The sequence below is a fragment of the Sphingobium sp. B8D3B genome, from assembly GCF_025961875.1.
Classification (GTDB): Bacteria; Pseudomonadota; Alphaproteobacteria; order Sphingomonadales; family Sphingomonadaceae; genus Sphingobium.
The window spans coordinates 2,770,051-2,785,663 of record NZ_JAOQON010000001.1 but is presented as its reverse complement, the minus strand read 5'-3'; the positions used below and the strand labels follow the sequence as shown (position 1 = coordinate 2,785,663).

The 15,613-nt window shown below is 63.3% G+C and carries 21 protein-coding genes; 4 read left to right on the top strand and 17 right to left on the bottom strand.

Annotated features, from left to right (window positions below; genetic code table 11):
* Positions 1-15: 15 nt before the first annotated feature.
* Both M2343_RS13040 and M2343_RS13035 read right to left on the bottom strand, forming a co-directional pair.
* A complete protein-coding gene (locus M2343_RS13040) occupies positions 16-366 on the bottom strand; it encodes a GPW/gp25 family protein (protein ID WP_264576996.1) in 351 nt (116 codons plus the stop codon).
* The gene (locus tag M2343_RS13035; RefSeq protein WP_264576995.1) at positions 363-935 is read right to left on the bottom strand and encodes a phage baseplate assembly protein V; all 573 of its coding nucleotides are present in this window, start codon (positions 933-935) and stop codon (positions 363-365) included. Before M2343_RS13035 ends, M2343_RS13040 begins: the two co-directional genes overlap by 4 nt.
* Positions 936-1,228: 293 nt before the next feature.
* Between M2343_RS13035 and M2343_RS13030 the strand changes: the two genes are divergently transcribed.
* Positions 1,229-1,990 (top strand): hypothetical protein, encoded by a 762-nt coding sequence (locus M2343_RS13030; RefSeq protein WP_264576994.1) that lies wholly within the window; start codon positions 1,229-1,231, stop codon positions 1,988-1,990.
* Between the two features lie 90 nt (positions 1,991-2,080).
* Here the strand turns inward: M2343_RS13030 and M2343_RS13025 are convergent, their stop codons facing one another.
* The 15 genes from M2343_RS13025 to M2343_RS12955 form a co-directional block, all read right to left on the bottom strand.
* Positions 2,081-2,308, bottom strand: a complete 228-nt coding sequence (locus M2343_RS13025; protein WP_264576993.1) for a hypothetical protein — start codon at positions 2,306-2,308, stop codon at positions 2,081-2,083.
* 10 nt (positions 2,309-2,318) lie between these two features.
* Positions 2,319-4,028: a tail fiber protein gene (locus M2343_RS13020; protein ID WP_264576992.1), complete on the bottom strand. Its 1,710-nt coding sequence runs from the start codon at positions 4,026-4,028 to the stop codon at positions 2,319-2,321.
* Between the two features lie 11 nt (positions 4,029-4,039).
* Complete coding sequence (locus tag M2343_RS13015) at positions 4,040-4,591, bottom strand: phage tail protein I (RefSeq protein WP_264576991.1); 552 nt, start codon at positions 4,589-4,591, stop codon at positions 4,040-4,042.
* Positions 4,588-5,583: a baseplate J/gp47 family protein gene (locus tag M2343_RS13010; protein ID WP_264576990.1), complete on the bottom strand. Its 996-nt coding sequence runs from the start codon at positions 5,581-5,583 to the stop codon at positions 4,588-4,590. Before M2343_RS13010 ends, M2343_RS13015 begins: the two co-directional genes overlap by 4 nt.
* Positions 5,584-5,667: 84 nt before the next feature.
* Positions 5,668-6,333 (bottom strand): phage virion morphogenesis protein, encoded by a 666-nt coding sequence (locus tag M2343_RS13005; RefSeq protein WP_264576989.1) that lies wholly within the window; start codon positions 6,331-6,333, stop codon positions 5,668-5,670.
* Positions 6,330-6,848 carry a phage tail protein gene (locus M2343_RS13000; RefSeq protein WP_264576988.1) on the bottom strand — a complete coding sequence of 173 codons (519 nt, stop codon included), beginning with the start codon at positions 6,846-6,848 and terminating at the stop codon, positions 6,330-6,332. Before M2343_RS13000 ends, M2343_RS13005 begins: the two co-directional genes overlap by 4 nt.
* Positions 6,845-7,108, bottom strand: a complete 264-nt coding sequence (locus M2343_RS12995) for a hypothetical protein (protein ID WP_264576987.1) — start codon at positions 7,106-7,108, stop codon at positions 6,845-6,847. Before M2343_RS12995 ends, M2343_RS13000 begins: the two co-directional genes overlap by 4 nt.
* Positions 7,074-7,526: a hypothetical protein gene (locus M2343_RS12990; RefSeq protein WP_264576986.1), complete on the bottom strand. Its 453-nt coding sequence runs from the start codon at positions 7,524-7,526 to the stop codon at positions 7,074-7,076. Before M2343_RS12990 ends, M2343_RS12995 begins: the two co-directional genes overlap by 35 nt.
* A gap of 35 nt (positions 7,527-7,561) precedes the next feature.
* The gene (locus M2343_RS12985) at positions 7,562-8,014 is read right to left on the bottom strand and encodes a D-Ala-D-Ala carboxypeptidase family metallohydrolase (protein ID WP_264576985.1); all 453 of its coding nucleotides are present in this window, start codon (positions 8,012-8,014) and stop codon (positions 7,562-7,564) included.
* Positions 8,015-8,017: 3 nt separating this feature from the next.
* On the bottom strand, positions 8,018-8,353 hold the full coding sequence (locus M2343_RS12980) for a hypothetical protein (RefSeq protein ID WP_264576984.1): 336 nt from the start codon (positions 8,351-8,353) through the stop codon (positions 8,018-8,020).
* A gap of 2 nt (positions 8,354-8,355) precedes the next feature.
* Positions 8,356-8,580 carry a tail protein X gene (locus tag M2343_RS12975; RefSeq protein WP_264576983.1) on the bottom strand — a complete coding sequence of 75 codons (225 nt, stop codon included), beginning with the start codon at positions 8,578-8,580 and terminating at the stop codon, positions 8,356-8,358.
* A complete protein-coding gene (locus M2343_RS12970; RefSeq protein WP_264576982.1) occupies positions 8,580-9,059 on the bottom strand; it encodes a head completion/stabilization protein in 480 nt (159 codons plus the stop codon). Before M2343_RS12970 ends, M2343_RS12975 begins: the two co-directional genes overlap by 1 nt.
* 204 nt (positions 9,060-9,263) lie before the next feature.
* Positions 9,264-10,073 carry a phage terminase small subunit gene (gene gpM / locus M2343_RS12965; RefSeq protein WP_264576981.1) on the bottom strand — a complete coding sequence of 270 codons (810 nt, stop codon included), beginning with the start codon at positions 10,071-10,073 and terminating at the stop codon, positions 9,264-9,266.
* A gap of 50 nt (positions 10,074-10,123) precedes the next feature.
* Complete coding sequence (locus M2343_RS12960; RefSeq protein WP_264576980.1) at positions 10,124-11,206, bottom strand: phage major capsid protein, P2 family; 1,083 nt, start codon at positions 11,204-11,206, stop codon at positions 10,124-10,126.
* A gap of 48 nt (positions 11,207-11,254) precedes the next feature.
* Positions 11,255-12,070, bottom strand: coding sequence for a GPO family capsid scaffolding protein (locus tag M2343_RS12955; RefSeq protein WP_264576979.1), 816 nt, complete (start codon positions 12,068-12,070; stop codon positions 11,255-11,257).
* Positions 12,071-12,217: 147 nt separating this feature from the next.
* Between M2343_RS12955 and M2343_RS12950 the strand changes: the two genes are divergently transcribed.
* The 3 genes from M2343_RS12950 (at position 12,218) to M2343_RS12940 (ending at position 15,491) form a co-directional block, all read left to right on the top strand.
* A complete protein-coding gene (locus tag M2343_RS12950) occupies positions 12,218-14,077 on the top strand; it encodes a terminase large subunit domain-containing protein (protein ID WP_264576978.1) in 1,860 nt (619 codons plus the stop codon).
* Positions 14,074-15,096, top strand: coding sequence for a phage portal protein (locus M2343_RS12945; protein ID WP_264576977.1), 1,023 nt, complete (start codon positions 14,074-14,076; stop codon positions 15,094-15,096). The genes M2343_RS12950 and M2343_RS12945 overlap by 4 nt, the downstream gene beginning before the upstream one ends.
* 230 nt (positions 15,097-15,326) lie before the next feature.
* Positions 15,327-15,491: a hypothetical protein gene (locus tag M2343_RS12940; protein WP_181561007.1), complete on the top strand. Its 165-nt coding sequence runs from the start codon at positions 15,327-15,329 to the stop codon at positions 15,489-15,491.
* Positions 15,492-15,613 lie beyond the last annotated feature (122 nt).

Here is a 15,613-nt window from a genome sequence, read left to right as displayed (position 1 = left end):
GTCGGTTCCTCGAGTTTAAGCGTTGAGGGGGTAAGTGAGGCGCAGCCGGGCGTTCGGCGCAGGGGCATCCGTGCGCTCGGCATCAATGGTGAGTGCGGCAGTGCCAGGACGATTGCCCGCAACCAGCTGGATGCGTCGCAATCGCAGGCGCTTTTCCCAGCGCGAGAGCGCCAGAGCCGTGGCCGCATAGAGGCGCAGGATGTTGGGCGCCGTCATTGGTCGATCAATCAGCTCGGGTAGCAGCGACCCATATTCACGGCGGCCGACGCGCGCGCCGATCGCGGTGCCGAGAATGTCGCTCACGGACTGGCGGATATGGTCTGGCCCTTCGAGCGGGGCGCCCGTGCGGCGATCCATCCCGCTCATGCCGGTGGCCCGCTCTGCGCGCCGCCCGCCGTCACGCCGCTGTGCCGGTGGTTCTTGAGGCTCTTGCCGGCCGCCAGCACATCCTGCTCGGCCGTCAGCGTGCCGCTCATGCTGATATTGCCATCGAGGCTGATATCGCCCTCGATCGTCACGTCGCCCTTGATCGTGATGCCGCCGGGCGCCTCGATCTGCGCCGTGCCGCCGGCAGGCAGCGTAGCGCTCAGGACATGGGCCGCCTGATCATATTCGATCAGGGCGCCGTCATTGAGTGCCAGCTGCACGAGATCGGGGTTGGCTGACGGTGCGGGGTGCGCGTTGCTGTAGAGGCCGAGCACCACCAGCCCGTTGGCCAGATCGCCCTCGGGTGCCAGCACCACGCATTGCTCGCCCACCGTAGGCGGCGACCATGAGCGCACGCCGCCGGCTCGCTGGGCGAGCCATGGCAGCTCGCCGGTGGTGATCTCGCCAATGGCCACGATGCAGGTGGCGTTCGCGGGATCCACGGATGCGATCGCGCCCAGCTGGATCACTTCGCCGGTCATCTGTTCGAGGTCGGAAGGGTTGCGCATGGGCAGACCATGCCGCGCGCCCTTCCGGCATGCGCGGGGGGCCATCGGGCGAGACGCTCTCGCCCGATGGAGTCCGTTGTGATCAGGCAGAGGATTCTAGGCTGTCGCGGAACGAGGCGCCGCAAACTTCGGCCCGGCGCGGCTGCGAAACTCTGACTCAAGATGACCTACTTGCCGGGGAGGGCCGACACCGCAGACTGACCGCGGGCTTCAATCATGAATGCTCTGCGCGCGATTGTCCGGCGGTGATGCAAACGCTAGAAGCTCCACCCAACGATGTGTGGGGGGTGAACATGATTTGGCGGAATGCGGTAGCTGCGCTGACCTTGGTAATGGTCGCCGGATGTTCGATTGTAAGTGATAATCAGGCTGGCTCGCTAGACGAAAAAGTCTCAATCGTCGACATGATCAAAGTTGGAGACGCCAAAGTCTGCGGCGTTCAGGAAACCTACGATAATTTGACAGCCCGCTTCATCCCCGAAGGAAGAGATTTCTCCAAAGTTGTCGAAGTCCATTATTCTCTGCCGACCGCTTCAAACATAGATAAATCGGTTAACAAAATTGAATGCGAAGTTACCGTAGAAATCAAAAATAATCTTGGTAGTTCTCTGGTTCAAGATCGCCAGTTTCGTATCCCATTTTCATGGCAGCTTCTTGCCGATGGTTCTGATTCGGCTGCAATGAGCGTGAATGTCAGCGCCATAGAAGATCATCTCGCAGAAATCGCAATGCTAGTCCTGATGCAGCGGGATGCAGAACAACGAGAAGTGGGGCAGGAACAAGCTGATGATTTGGCTGATCACGACAGCAATGTTGACGCGGTCGATCACGTGAACGCAATCGACAATCTTTCAGAATCTCAGCGTCGATCCGTTTTTCTCAAGACGATTCGAGACGCGGATTTTGCTTGCATGGAAGTCTCCAACGTTGAACGTGTTCAAAATGCGGAAGAGGCGACTTGGCAAGTAAGCTGCTCGCAAGGAACGACACATTTAGTAACCGTTCAACAGAATGGCGACGCTCAAGTTTTTCCTCACAATGGTGGGAGCATTTAAAACCGGCTAGTGTTAGTAGTCCGCAAAATTAATGCCGTGCTGAGTTCTGATTGGTAGATCCTAGCCTTTCCGAAAACAGGACGTGAGAGCTTACTCCGGGTCGGGAGGAGGCAGGGCGACCCTGATGACCCCAAGCTTGATCTTCTCCGCCACGCCTCGCGCCACCTCATTGACGCGCTCAACTGTGGCTGCGCGATCATGCGTGCCGTTTTCCTTGATGACGGCGTTGACCGGGCGCTTGTGCTCGATCTCGCCCAGCGTGAACGTCACGGGCACGGTGTGCGTCGCGCTGTCGAGTACCCCGATCTTGATGGTCATATCTTCCATTTCATACGCCCTTGGTCTGGATGCGAACGGTCTGGCCGTAATTCACGGCGGAGTAGATCTGAATGTGGGTCAGGCTGGCGGACACAATGCCGACCACCTGCTGCGCGTTATTCTCGCCGTTTTGGATAGACATAGAGATCACGGGATTGACCCACTGAGAGTGACCAACAGGAAGCGCCCAGGTCGCTCCGCTGTCGCCGGGCACAAACAGCGTCGTCCAACATTCTTTCAGCCCATTTGCATGCACGATATAGCCATCATTGGCCGATAGATTTTGCGCCGTGATGCGATCAAAGGCGTCGGCCTGATGCCCGTCCAGCAGATCTGCGTCGAGGCCAGAGCCGGCACCGTCATTGCCTGGATGCCAAACAGACGTGCCGTTGATGTAATAGCCGGCCCTGACATTCCAGAGGCCCGCGCGACTGTCATAAACGCCGTTTACCGAATTGTCGTACGTCCTGAAGCCGATGCCGTACCAACTCTTCACCTCCATATTGAAGGTTGTGAAGCTCGCGCCGTCTCCGGTCCCGACACTCATACCCGAAGCACTTGCACCATAGAGCCCGTCCAGTTTGAAAGCTGGCGCTGTGATCGTGCCACTAAAGGTGTCGCCTCCCCTGTTCGCCGGCGTGAAGCCCAGTGCTGCAAGGATGCGTGAGACGGTCACAACTTGGTCGGGTGAAAGGCCGCGCAAGAGATCCGCGTCGAGACCAGAGCCGGCGCCATCATTGCCGGCATCCCAGATCCGGTGGCCCTGCCGTCCAACATACAATGCGTGAAAATTCACGTTATCGAGTGGTGCTACCCCTCCCTCCGTCGTGAACCCTAGGTTACGATAGCCAGCGGCTGAAGGGCGGATGACATAACCCCAACTGTCACTCGTTCGGCTTAGATAGAGGTCGCCGCTTGCCACGTTGATGGAAGGAACGGAGATCGGGCCGGTGAACGTCTCGCCCGCTTTATTTGCCGGTGTGTAACCGAGCCGCGCCGTCACATTGGAGTAGTATGATCCCTGTTGCCCATCGAGCAGATCCGCATCGAGGCCGCCGCCGGCGCCTTCGTCCTTCAGCGCGCCACTCTTGATCCCGAGCGCGACGCGCATGGCAGCGGCCGACGCCGTGGCGAGCAGGCCTTTCATGAACGCGGAAGGATTGCCCTCGCCAAAGCGCGCATTAAGCCAGCTCGTGACGCTATCCTTAAGGCCCTTGGGATGCACTGCACGCGTAGTGTCCACGCCAGCGGCGGTTTCCGCAGGCGTCGCTAGCTCCACCACGCCCCGCACGGTCTCGGTGGCGGGCGGGTTGATGAAATTGGCATCGCCAAAGCTGATCTGGGCGGCATCGATATCGGCAAAAGCAATGTCGATCGCGAGCAGCATCATCGCCTGCGATGACTTTTCCATAACCGGCTCGGCTTGCCCATAGACCGCGAACAGGGTGCCATCGGCCAGATAGAGGCCAAAGCTGCGCAGCGCATAGCTGTCGGCCGTTTCATCGCGCACCACGAGGTGGATCATGTCATTGGCCACCACATCGCCCGAGATTGTCGAGATCCGCTTGATCTCGCCGGGAACAGCGGTGGCGCCGGGCGATGGCACAACGGCGGTCGCGGTGATGCCGGCTTGCGTGATCACGACCGGGCTGGTGCCGTTGTTCTCGGCATTGACCAGCGCAGCACGCCCGGCATCGGTGACAATGATAGAGAGAGCCATGGAACCTCCGATTAGGCGGCCGGCGCGGCGCAGCTGAGCCGGGCGAGCAGCGCAGGCCTCGCGCGCGCGACAAGGCCGATGCCGCCGCGTGCCGTGATGCCCTGGGTGAATGTGAAGTGAGAGCGGACCGGCTTGGCGCGGCTCACCTCGGCAATGACCTGATCGACAAAGGCCGCGCTCGCCGGGGCGCCGGCCTGCTCGAGATTGAGCAGCAGCTGGAATGTGTGCGGGATCCCGCGCGGCTCCTGCTGCCACCACTCGCGGATCGCGACCGAGCCGCCAAAGCTTTGCACCACGCTGCGCACGCTGGCGGCGGTGCCCTTCTGGCGCGCGATCGGGATCGCCTTGCGCACGCGCTCACGCTTGATCGCCTCGGACCAGTCCGACGACCAGTTATCGAGGCTCAGACCCCACGCCAGCCATGGCAGATGCGCGATCGGGTTGAGATCGGGCGACCATGTTTCGCGGATCGGCACCGGGATATCGAGCGCGGCGGCGATCACCTGCTCGAGTGCTTTCTCGAGCGGGGTTGAGCCAGATGGCAGGATGCTAGGCGCGTTCATTCGCCGGTGCCCGCATAGGTGAGCGAGATCCCGGTGCAGAATGGCGCCTGTGTCCGGCTGATGATGAGATCTGCGGTTGGCTGCGCGAGCACGACATTCTGCACGCCTTCGACGTGCAGAGCCGCGTGCAGCCCCGAAACCGTGATATCGCGACCGATCCGGTGGCTCTCTTCCACATAGCGATCGAGGCTCGCGCGCGCGGCATCAAGAACCACCGCGCCATCTGGCCCGCTGAATGTCGTGAGGGTCGCATCCACCTCGAAACCGACGATCTCGGCTGACTGCGCGATCACATGATCCGTGAGCGGCCTGATCGTCTCATCGGAGAGGTGCGCCTCAACGGTCGCGATCAGCGTTGGCGATGCCTCGCCAGTCTCTGCGCGTGAGAGCACGGAAACGACGACTTCGCCCGGCCATGTCGCGCCATCGAGCGCCTGCGCCATGGCATTGACCAGCGCCGGATTGGCACCGTGATCGGCGAGCACCGAGAGCACGAGCGCGCGAATGTCGTCCGGCTCCGGGCTGGTGGCGCTGGCATCGAGCACCAGCGGATCGGCGCTCAGCGCGTGGAAGATATAGGCGCCCTCCGGCCCGGCGACGGAATATCCTTCGGGCGCCAGCACCATGCGCCGGCGGAAATCGGCATCGCTCTCCGTGACGGCCGGGATCCCCAGCTCAGTGTTGGCGGGCGCGAGTGTGAGGCGGGCAATGCCGAACAGGGCAGCGATGTTGTCGAGATCCGCGCCGGTGGCATAAGCCGGCATGACGGCCCGAGCGGCATCGTTGACGCGCTGGCGTAGCAGCTGAGCGAGATAGGCGGTGAGTTGTAGTAGCTTGGTGGCGGGGTCACTATCCCGCGCCTCAAAGTCAGGCATGCGCGCCTGCATCTGCGCCACCGCATCGGCGAGGATCGTCTCGAAATCGAGCTTTTCGATCACATCGGGCGCGGGAAGGCGCGAGAGATCTACTGCGGTGAAAGTTGCATCAGCCATGCCGCCCATTTCGGCCGAGGCTGGCGCCCTATTCCATGAGGCGCATCGGGCGAGACGCTCTCGCCCGATGAAGGTGCTTTGTCGCTATGCCCCGCTCAGCTGCTCGTAAAGCAGGTTGATCAGCATTTCCCGATCCGCCTCCGTCGCCCCGATCAGCTCGCGCTTGGGATAGGGAATCGCACGAGCGCGCAGCGATGGCTTATCGCGAAGGCCGTGCTGGTGGATGCCGGCGATCTCGCTCGCTTTCCCGCTAAACCCCACCCAAAAGCCGCGATCGTCCACGCCAGAGCGGAGATAGCGGCCCGAAGAGAGCCGCCGGAACATAGCGCGCCGGCGCAGGCCGCCCTTGCGACGCAATGTGCTGCCGCCGCCCCCGCGATATTCCTCGGGCACGGGAAGCCACTTCACCACCTTGTCGAAGTGGAAAGAGCGAATGCCGCCGGCCTCCACATCAAAGCCGGTCATCTTGCGATCGCTGTCCCATGAGAAGCCGCGCATGATGACGCGGCGCACGCCGCCGCTCGATGGATAGAGGAAGCATGCCGGGCCGCGCGAGGGGATCGCAGGGGTCTTTTGCTTGCGCGCCTCAAAGGCGCTGCCATCGGGCGCGCGCTGGGCGGCGATGCGCTGGCGCTGGCTCAGGGCGAGGCGCTGGGCCATCTTGCGCAGCATGGCACGCCGCTCGCCGGCGCGCAGCGCCCGCACGATCGCGCCGGCCATCGCCTCCAGCTCGAGCAGATCCTCGCTCATGCGTCTGGCGGTATTGCCGGTGTCAGAATGGTGCCAGGCGCTTTACTTGCCTCGAGCGGCTCAGTGCCGCCCCAGCCTTGAATGAAGGGATTATCGATGCCGGGAAAGGTCTCAAACACGGGCGGCTCAGCCGGGTGTTCAAGGTCAAAGCCGGTGCCATCCTCGCGGGGCTTGGCGATCACGCGCTCGGTGAGATCGATCGAGATCAGGATATCGCTGGTGTCGCTGTCCAGCAGCTCAGTCTCAAAGGTGAAGGGCGTTGCATCGCGATCGCGCAGGCGCTCGGGCTGCTCTGTTTCCAACCAGATCAGCAGGGGGAGCATGAGGCTATCGGCCGAGCCGGCAAAATCCCAGAGGCCCACCTGCAGCTTGTAGGCAAATTCATAGCTGTGGGAGCGCGACTGGAGGGCGCGCACGCTGCCGCTCTCGACATAGATGGCGAGGCGGTCCGGTTGCGTCTGCAACTCGGGCAAATAGGCGGTGAGGTGGGCGCGAAGGCTCGCCGGCTTTTTCATCGGCGCGGATCCGCGCAGGCGCCCGGCTCATGCCAGCGGATGACGCGCAGCAACTGGTCGCGCGTATCCGCATAGGCCGTGGCAAGGGCGATGAGCGCCGATCGGACCGCCGGCGGGATTGTGGCCGTGGCATCGCGCGGGAATGGCGCAGGCGCCGCCGGGCAGGCCAGCAGATCCGCCGGTGGCGTGTCTTTCACTTCCACCGCGATGACGGCCGGCGCCGTTTCAATCTGGCGCTGGGCGCAGCCCTGCAAGGTCATTGAGGCGATCAAACCAATCACCCCCAACGCGATCATCTGGCGCGATCGTTTCATCTGCTTTCTCCATGGCTTGAACGGTGGCGGTGCGGCGCGTGGCCTGCGCGGTTGCAAGGGCGCGATCGGCGGTGGCCTTCGCCTGCGTGCGCTCGGCAGCGCGGGCGAGCGCGGCGGCCGTGGCGCTCTGCGAGTCCCGCTTATAGGCAGCAAGGCTCGCCACCAGAGCGGTGCAGCCATCCGGCTTGGCTTTGCCCTTGGGCTTCGTGCCGGTGAACTCGCCGCCGGCGGCAAGGCAGAGCTGCTGCGCCCACGCCTCGAGGCGGTCGCGCTCGGCGCGGCCGCTGCCCCCCCAAGCGTAAAGCCCCGCTGCTGCACCGGCGAGGCCCAGCAGGATCAGCGTCTCACGCGAGCCGCTCAGCATGCCCCAGCCAGCTTTGAGGATCCCAAGCGCCCACTTCACGACAAAAGGCCCGTGAAATAGGTGCGGCGGGAATAAGTCAGGGCCTCATGCCGCAGGCGGCCGGCGCGATAGCTCACATGGATCCAGCCACTATCGTGCTCGCCCCGCACATAGTTCTCGAGAATGAGCTGATCGAATGGCAAGGCATTGCGAATGAACGTGGCGGCGGTGAAGTTATCGACGCCCACCACCTCAAGATCGGCCGCCTCGCCCAGCGCATGCTGGCTTTTGACGGTGGATCCCACGGCCACGCAAAGCGCCGGCGACCGATAGCCAGAGTTGACGCGCACGGGCTTGCCATAATGCGCGCGCAACGGCTCAAGCACCTTGGCGCAGAGCAGCTGCATCGCAGCGATCTGCTGCGCGTTCGGGCTGTTGTCGATCTTCTGGGCCTTGGCGGTGGCTGATGCGGTGAATTCGGCCAGAGAAAAGTTCGGCGAGAGCTGCATGGCTCAGTCCTTCCGTTTGCCAAAGATGAGATCGGAAAGGCGGCCCGGCGCATGGGTGAGCGTGTCGGAGGCCGAGGCGATCACGCGCGGGGTGGCGTCAAAGGCCACCAGCGCAATGCCGAAGCCGATCGACTGCGCGACAAACTCGTTCCAGCCAGTGAAGGCGACGATGCCCTGCGTGGCGTAAAAGCTCACCGTGGAGCCAACCACCCATTGCACGAAGCGCTGGCGCCAGTTTAGGCCCGGCTTCCACGCCTGTGCGACGGCAGAGCCGATGAGTGCGGGCGTGAGCGAGCTGATCGTTTCGATAGCGGCCGGCAGGATCGATTTAGGGTCCATGATCAGTCCCAGAGCTGGATGAGGGGGCGCTGGCGGGTCGCCTCGGGCGCCTTGGAAATCGGCACCATGACGACGGTGCCGAGCGGGAGGATCGGGCCGAGGTCGGCCAAGCCCGGATTGGCATCGAGCACCGTGCCGATCGAGCCCGCGCCAAGGCCAGCCTCGCGCCAGATCAGTGCGTCCATGGTGTCGCCTTGCCGGGCCGTGAGGGGCTGCATGCGGGCCATCAGATGAGATCCACGGTGGTGCGCGTGCGGCCCAGCATGTCGCGGATCGCATGCGCGGCATCGCGGCGCAGCTCGCGCACGCTCTCATCGAGTTCATCGCCCTGGCTTGCGCCGGCGGCGGTGGTGTCAAAGTCGCGATGTCGATCGATCAGCTCGGCCTTGGCGAGCAGAGCGATGACGCGGCGATAGCGGATCAGGTTGCGGCTTTCTCCACCCAGCTGGGGCGCAGGAACGTCCGCCAGCGTGGCGTGCCCCTGCCCCGTCTGCTCGGCCACCCACGCGCGCAGATCGATCTCCGTCGCATCCATGGCGGCCAGAATGGCGCCGCGCAGGCGCGGCGCGGTGATGCTGGATGTGATGCGTGCCAGCTCGCGGATCTCGCGCGGATCGATCGCGGGGAAAAAGTCGTCATTCTCGATGACGGTTTCCGCCGGCTGTGGGCCGCTCTCAGGCGACGGGGGCTTGGCGACGAAGCTCATGCCATGATCGCTCGCGCGAGGGGCGCCATTCCCCCGACCATGATGCCGATTAGGGCGAGCAGCAGATAGTCGTTGCGCGTCAGCATCGTGCGTCCTTTCCGGCTCTCGGCTTACGGGGGTGAGGATCGGGACAGAGGGCGGCCCTTCGGTTGTAAAAACCTCCCGCCTCGCGCGATCCGCCCCCGAGCGCCGGGGGCGAGCTTGTCAGGCGGCTGAGCCGCCTTCGTGGTTGGGTTGCGCTGTGGTGGCCGCCGCAGCGGCGTCCTGCGCCTTGAGCATCTTCTCGGCGCGCTTCAGCTTGTCCTTCACCCCAATGCGATCATTGAGCGCCTGCGCGGCCTTGAGGGACGCGAGCGCCGCCTCGAGTATCGCCCGGCCTTCGGCGTTGGCCTCCATGTCCTCGGCAATGTAGAGCTGCTGCGCGCCGGTGGCCTTACGCAGCTTGGCGCGGGCCTGATCGTGCATGTCGATCGCGTCTGTCAGCTCGGCCACGCGGAGCAGAACGCCCAGATCGAAATGGGCGCCTGCATTGTGCGCCTTGAGTGCGGCCTCCGCGATCTCTTCCACCACGATCGTGGCGGCATCGCGGTTGTAGCGCGCCGGCATCTGCACATCATGGCGCAGAACGAAGGGCACCAGCTCGAGCGCATCATCAAACGCGCCCACGTCGATCAGCCAGACCATGACAGTGGGCAGAACTTCGGCAGAAACGCCCGTCCCTACGCCGGCATCGGCATCGAGCAGGCCTTTCACCCAATCGGCATATTCGGGTAGCATTTCGCGCTTGGCGGCGATCTTGAGATCCACGCCCTTGATTTCGTGAAGGCGGCGCAGATCATGTGTCAGGCGCATGGCGATCTGGGCGGCTGCGCGATCAGCGGGCGATCCGCTCGGGCAGGTATCCCCCGCCGCCGGGAGAGGTGCGGCGGCGGGGGTGGCCGCTCCAACATTGGGAGCGGACGCAACGGTCTGTGCAGCAAGGATGCGGTCCCTGTGGCGGCGAGCGAGGCTCATTGTGCGTGTCCTGTCAGTTGGAGCGAATGCGGGAGAAGGGCGCCGGCCGATCAGTCCGGCTTGGCGCCCATCACGATATTCTCGACAAGGGCGCAGCGGCCGTAATCCTCGACCACGAAATCCTCATTGACGCTCTCGTAATTCTCGATCTGGTCGAGGGCCGGCTCATCCCTGATGTGGCGCCGGCGCGTCTCTTCCTGCCAATAGATCGACAGGTTATCGAGGCTGGTGACCAGTAGGCTCGTCTCCGGGAAGAAGGGGACGATGATGGCGCGCTTTCCGGCGAGCTGCTTGGGCAGCGTGAGGATGCGGTGGGCGGCTTCGCGCTCTGTCGCGGTGTCGCCGGCGGCTTGCAGCAGGTTCAGATATTTGTCCTTCACCAGCTGCCAGCCAACGATCACCACCAGATCGGTGTCACCCCGGTGCCAGGGGTCGAGCAGATCCAGCGCGTCGAAGGCGAGCGCATCGAGATTGGCATAATCGGCCTTGGCGGTGTCCGTATTGGTGCCGGCTCCGTTTACGACTTCGACGCCGGCGGCGACGTAGATGGCTTTCGTGCCGCCGGAGGTCAGCGCGCCGTCCTCAAGATGACGCGAGGGCGCCTTGGTGCGAATCTTGTGCAGCCAGCCCTCATTGACGTCCTGCAGGAGCGGATTGTCATCGCGGTTGGTGGTCGCGGCCGCCGAGATGCCGTTGAAGCCGATCATGATCCGGTCGCGGCCCTGCTGCTTGATGATCACATCGCGCAGGAGGGTCTGGAACTCGGGCTTGTGTCGCCATGCGTCCAGCTTGGCATAGGGAATCGCATGGTCGTAGTTGGTCTGGCGACAGAAATAGCCGCCTTCATCCGAGGTGTCCGTGGGATCGGTCGGCGTGCGACGGTTGCCGCCGGCGGTGTTGGTGCGACCGGCAAGCGGGCGCGTGACGCCGACGCCGACTTTGTTGCCGCTCTGCTGCACGACGGGCTGGATGTTGATCATGCCGAGGAAGTCGCTCGACTCCTTGATCTTCTCTTCGAGCTTCTGCTCGACAACGGGCGCGACGGTGAATTTGGTTTCTGCGGTTGCCACGCCATTGATGAGCGCGATCTGGCTCACATAGGCGGCAAACAGGAGGCGGGTTTCGTTACGCATGGTCAGGCTCCAATGGGGCGGGTGCGGGAGAGGTAGCGGGGCGTGTGATCAGCAATCCGTGACCACCGCGCCGCTGCCGCCGGTGGCGGGCGTGCGCGTGAACGTGCCGGGCTGCTCCGTCTTGGCGAGCTTCGCATCGAGTGCATCGAAGCGCGCATTGATCGCCGCGATCGCGTCATTGGCCGGCTTGACTGCAGCCGCGACCTGATCACCGATGGCGCTCGCGAAAGCCGTCACATCGAAGCTGTTGTCGTTGGCCGGCTCCTGCTTGGGTGCCGGCTCTTCCTTCGGCTTTTCTTCCGAGCGCGAGAACAGGGCCGCGACGCCGGCGAAGCCGGACTTGATCGCCTCGGCGATGCCGGCAGGCTCGATCGGCTCGGCCGTCAACTCGAGCGATGTTTCGATCGCGTTGGTGAACAGGTTGGGGCGCGTCATGGCCGCAAATTTGAGCGGTTCGGTGCCCAGCGATGCCGGTTGATCGGTTACGGCCAGGCCGACCAGATAGGCCTTGCCGCTGTCCGCGAAATTGGGGTGGATCTCACAGCTGGTGAACAGCTTCTGGCCGGCCTTGTTGATCGCGAGCAGCTGATCGTTCGCCTCGATTTCGCCTTCGAGCGCCAGCTTCTTGACGGTCTGGCCACTGATCCGCAGCTCGACCTCGGCCGTGCGCAGAGCCAGAATGGTGCCATAGGCATTGAACGGCTTATCCGGGCTGTAGCCAGCGATATGCTCGCAGTTGATCCGCGCCGTGTACGTCTTGGGATCGTAGCTGGCGGCCATCTGCTCGAGCCATTCGCGCTGGATCACGCGGCCATCGACGGTTTCACCTTCAACGGCGATGCGGAAAAACTTGCTCTTGGCCATGGGGGCGGGCTCCCTTGTTTTGGATCGGCGGTGCTGGCGCCAGAAGGGCCGTACGGGACGTGATCCTCAAGCCAGTCCATCGGGCGAGAGCTTCTCACCCGATGGAGGACCGTGATCTGATCGGCGCGGACGGCATGGTCAGGCGCGATGACCGTTGCCCAGCCCCTCACTGCCCCAGCAGGGCCGCCCAGCTTCTGGCAGTTCGACCCGCGCCGACATGCGCGCAGCCTCTACTGGCGAGGCTGGGGCGTGGCCCAGATCGCGGACGAGTTCGCGCTGCATGGCATCGTCAATGAGAAGGGCAGCGCGATCCCGCGCGCGACCATCGAAAGCTGGAAACAGCGCGATCGGTGGGACGACGCGCCCTCGATCAGCAAGATCGAGGACAGCCTCGAATGCCGCTTCATGGTGCTGGTCGCCAAGGAGAAGAAGACCAACGCGGATCTGGCCGAGCTGGACGCCTTATCGCGCTCGATCACGGCCATGGCCCGCGTGCGCCGCTATCAGGCTGAGGGCGGACATGAGGGCGATCTCAATGAGAAGGTCGCCAATCGCAACGCCGGGCCGCGCAAGAAAGCGCGCAAGAACCATTTCACGGAAGAGCAGGCCGCCGAGCTGAAGCGGATATTCCTCGAAGGGCTGTACGACTATCAGGCGCAATGGTGGGAGGCGAAGGATCAGCGCACGCGCATGATCCTCAAGTCCCGCCAGATCGGCGCGACCTACTATTTCGCGTTCGAGGCGCTGATCGACGCGATCGAAACCGGGCGCAACCAGATCTTCCTCTCTGCCTCCAAGGCGCAGGCCCATCAGTTCCGCAGCTATATCGTGAGTTTCGCCAAGCTGGTCGGCGTGGCGCTGACCGGCGATCCGATGCTGATCACGTCCGATCTGCGCCCGGCGGAGGAAGCGGCGGCCGAGCTGCATTATCTCGGCACAAATTTCCGCACGGCGCAGGGCCGGCATGGCAATTTCTATTTCGATGAGTTCTTCTGGGTTCACTCATTCGAGGAGCTGAACAAGGTCGCCTCGGGCATGGCGACGCACAAGAAGTGGCGCAAAACCTACTTTTCAACGCCATCGAGCGTGGCGCATCCGGCTTATCCCTATTGGACTGGCGAGCGCCGAAACAAGCGGCGAAAAAAGGCGGATCGGATCGAGATCGATGTGAGCCATGCGGCGCTGGCGATCGGATCGGTCGGGCCGGATCGGGTGTGGCGCCATATCGTCAACATCCGCGACGCCGAGGCCGGCGGCTGTGATCTTTTCGACATCGACGAGCTGCAGGATGAGTATGCGCCCGATGAGTTCGCCAACCTGTTCCTGTGCGAGTTCGTGGATGACAGCCTTTCGGCCTTCCGCTTCAACGATCTGATCGCCTGCGGCTGCGATAGCCTGGTGGAGTGGGTGGATTTCGATCCCGACGCTCTGCGCCCTTATGGCACTCGCCGGGTGTGGGCCGGCTATGACCCGCAGGAGAGCGAGGACGGCGACAATGCCGCGCTGGTGATTGCAGCGCCGCCGGAAAGAGAAGGCGAGCCTTTCAGGATCCTCGAGCGCCACCAACTGCGCGGCCTCGATTTCGAGCAGCAGGCCGAGTTCATCAAGGTGATGCTCAGCCGATACAATTGCACCTATCTGGGCGTTGACGCCAAGGGCGTGGGCGCGGGCGTTTATCAGCTCCTCGCTAAGGTGGGCGCCATGCCGGGCTGCACGGTCGCCAAGATCGAATATTCGCTCGAGCTGAAAGCCCAGATGGTGATGAAGGCGCAGAATGTCGTGCGCCGGGGCCGCCTCGCATTCGATGCCTCCATGCTCGATCTCGTCTCATCATTTGTCTCGGTGAAGAAGACCCTCACAGCCAGCGGACGCAGCATGACGTTCAAGGCCGGGCGCGGCGGCAATGACGGCCACGCGGACCTCGCATGGGCCACGATGCACATCCTGATGAATGAGCCGCTCGACGGCAAGGAAAAGCCCAAGGGCACAATGGAGATAATCGAATGAGCAAGCGCCGATCTCGCCGCCAGAATGCACGTGCCCTGTCCACCGCTATGCCGGCCACGGTCAGCGAGGTGCAAGCCTTCAGCTTCGGCGATCCCGAGCCGGTGCTGAGCCGCGCCACCATGCTCGACATGATGGAGTGCGGGCACAATGGCCGCTGGTATGAGCCGCCGATCTCGCTCAACGGCCTTTCCCGTGCGTTTCGAGCCTCGCCGCACCATTCGAGCGCGATCATGCTCAAGCGCAACATGCTGGCCGCCAGCCTCGAGCCGACGCGCTGGCTGAGCCGCAAGGTGTTCGCCGGCATGGTGCTCGACTATCTCGTGCTCGGGAACGCCTATGCGCAGGAGATCCGCAACCGCCTGGGCGACCTGCTGCGCCTCGATCATCCGCTTGCCAAATATACGCGGCGCGGCGTCGAGCCGGGCGCCTTCTGGTGGGTGCCGGGGTTCCAGCATGAAGAGCAGTTCCCGTTCGGCACCGTCCATCAGCTGCTCGCGCTCGATCTCAATCAGGAGATTTACGGCGTGCCCGAATATATCTCGGCCTTGCAGTCAGCCCTGCTCAATGAGAACGCCACCTTGTTCCGCCGGCGCTACTATGAAAACGGGAGCCATGCGGGCTACATCATGTATGCGACCGGCGAATTTGCCGAGGGCGACGTGGACAAGATGCGCGATGCGCTCAAGCGATCGCGCGGGCCGGGCAATTTCCGCAATCTGTTCGTCCACTCGCCCAACGGGAAGGAGAACGGCATCAAACTGCTGCCAATCGCGCAGATGGGCGCGAGCGACGAGTTCCTCGGCATCAAGAACACGACGCGCGACGACGTGCTTGCCGCGCACCGGGTGCCGCCGCAGCTGCTTGGCATTGTGCCGGCGAACGCGGGCGGCTTTGGTGATGTGACGAAGGCGACCGACGCTTTCTTCGAGCTGGAGCTGGCGCCTTTGCAATCGGTGTTTCTAGATCTGAATGAGGCGGTCGGGACTGAGGTTGTGCGATTTCGGCCACGCGATATGTGATTGGCATATCTCAGCACCGGATAAGAATGGAGGGGCGCCGCAGAGCGACGCCCCTCTTTATTGGCGGTTATATCCGGGGGGGATGGGCACCGCCAAGCAGGGCCAACAGAGTCAGCGCCTGCAATTTTGCTTTTACGACAGTTCGTCGCGTCAGCCAAGTTTCCCGAGATTCTTCCATTGACCGAATCGCACCATGTTCCTCATATGTTCTCTATCAGGAGAACATGCACATGGACCGAATTGACGACATTCGCGACGCCGTCGCGAAGGCGCTGGAAGAGCGCGGCCACGGTAACCGCCAGTTTTTGGAAGAGATCCGCGCAGGCGCGCGAGACGAGGGACCGTTTATGTTTGGCGCGCTCGCATGCGCGAAGCTGCTGAACACTGCTCGATGAAGTGGCCCGCTATGTTGGCGATATAAGGGTCGCGACGTGTATTTTCGAAGCAGCAGCATGGCACAACGCCGTTCGCGTGGTGTGCCGGTGCGGACACGCAGCGCCCTTCGATCCGCACGGGC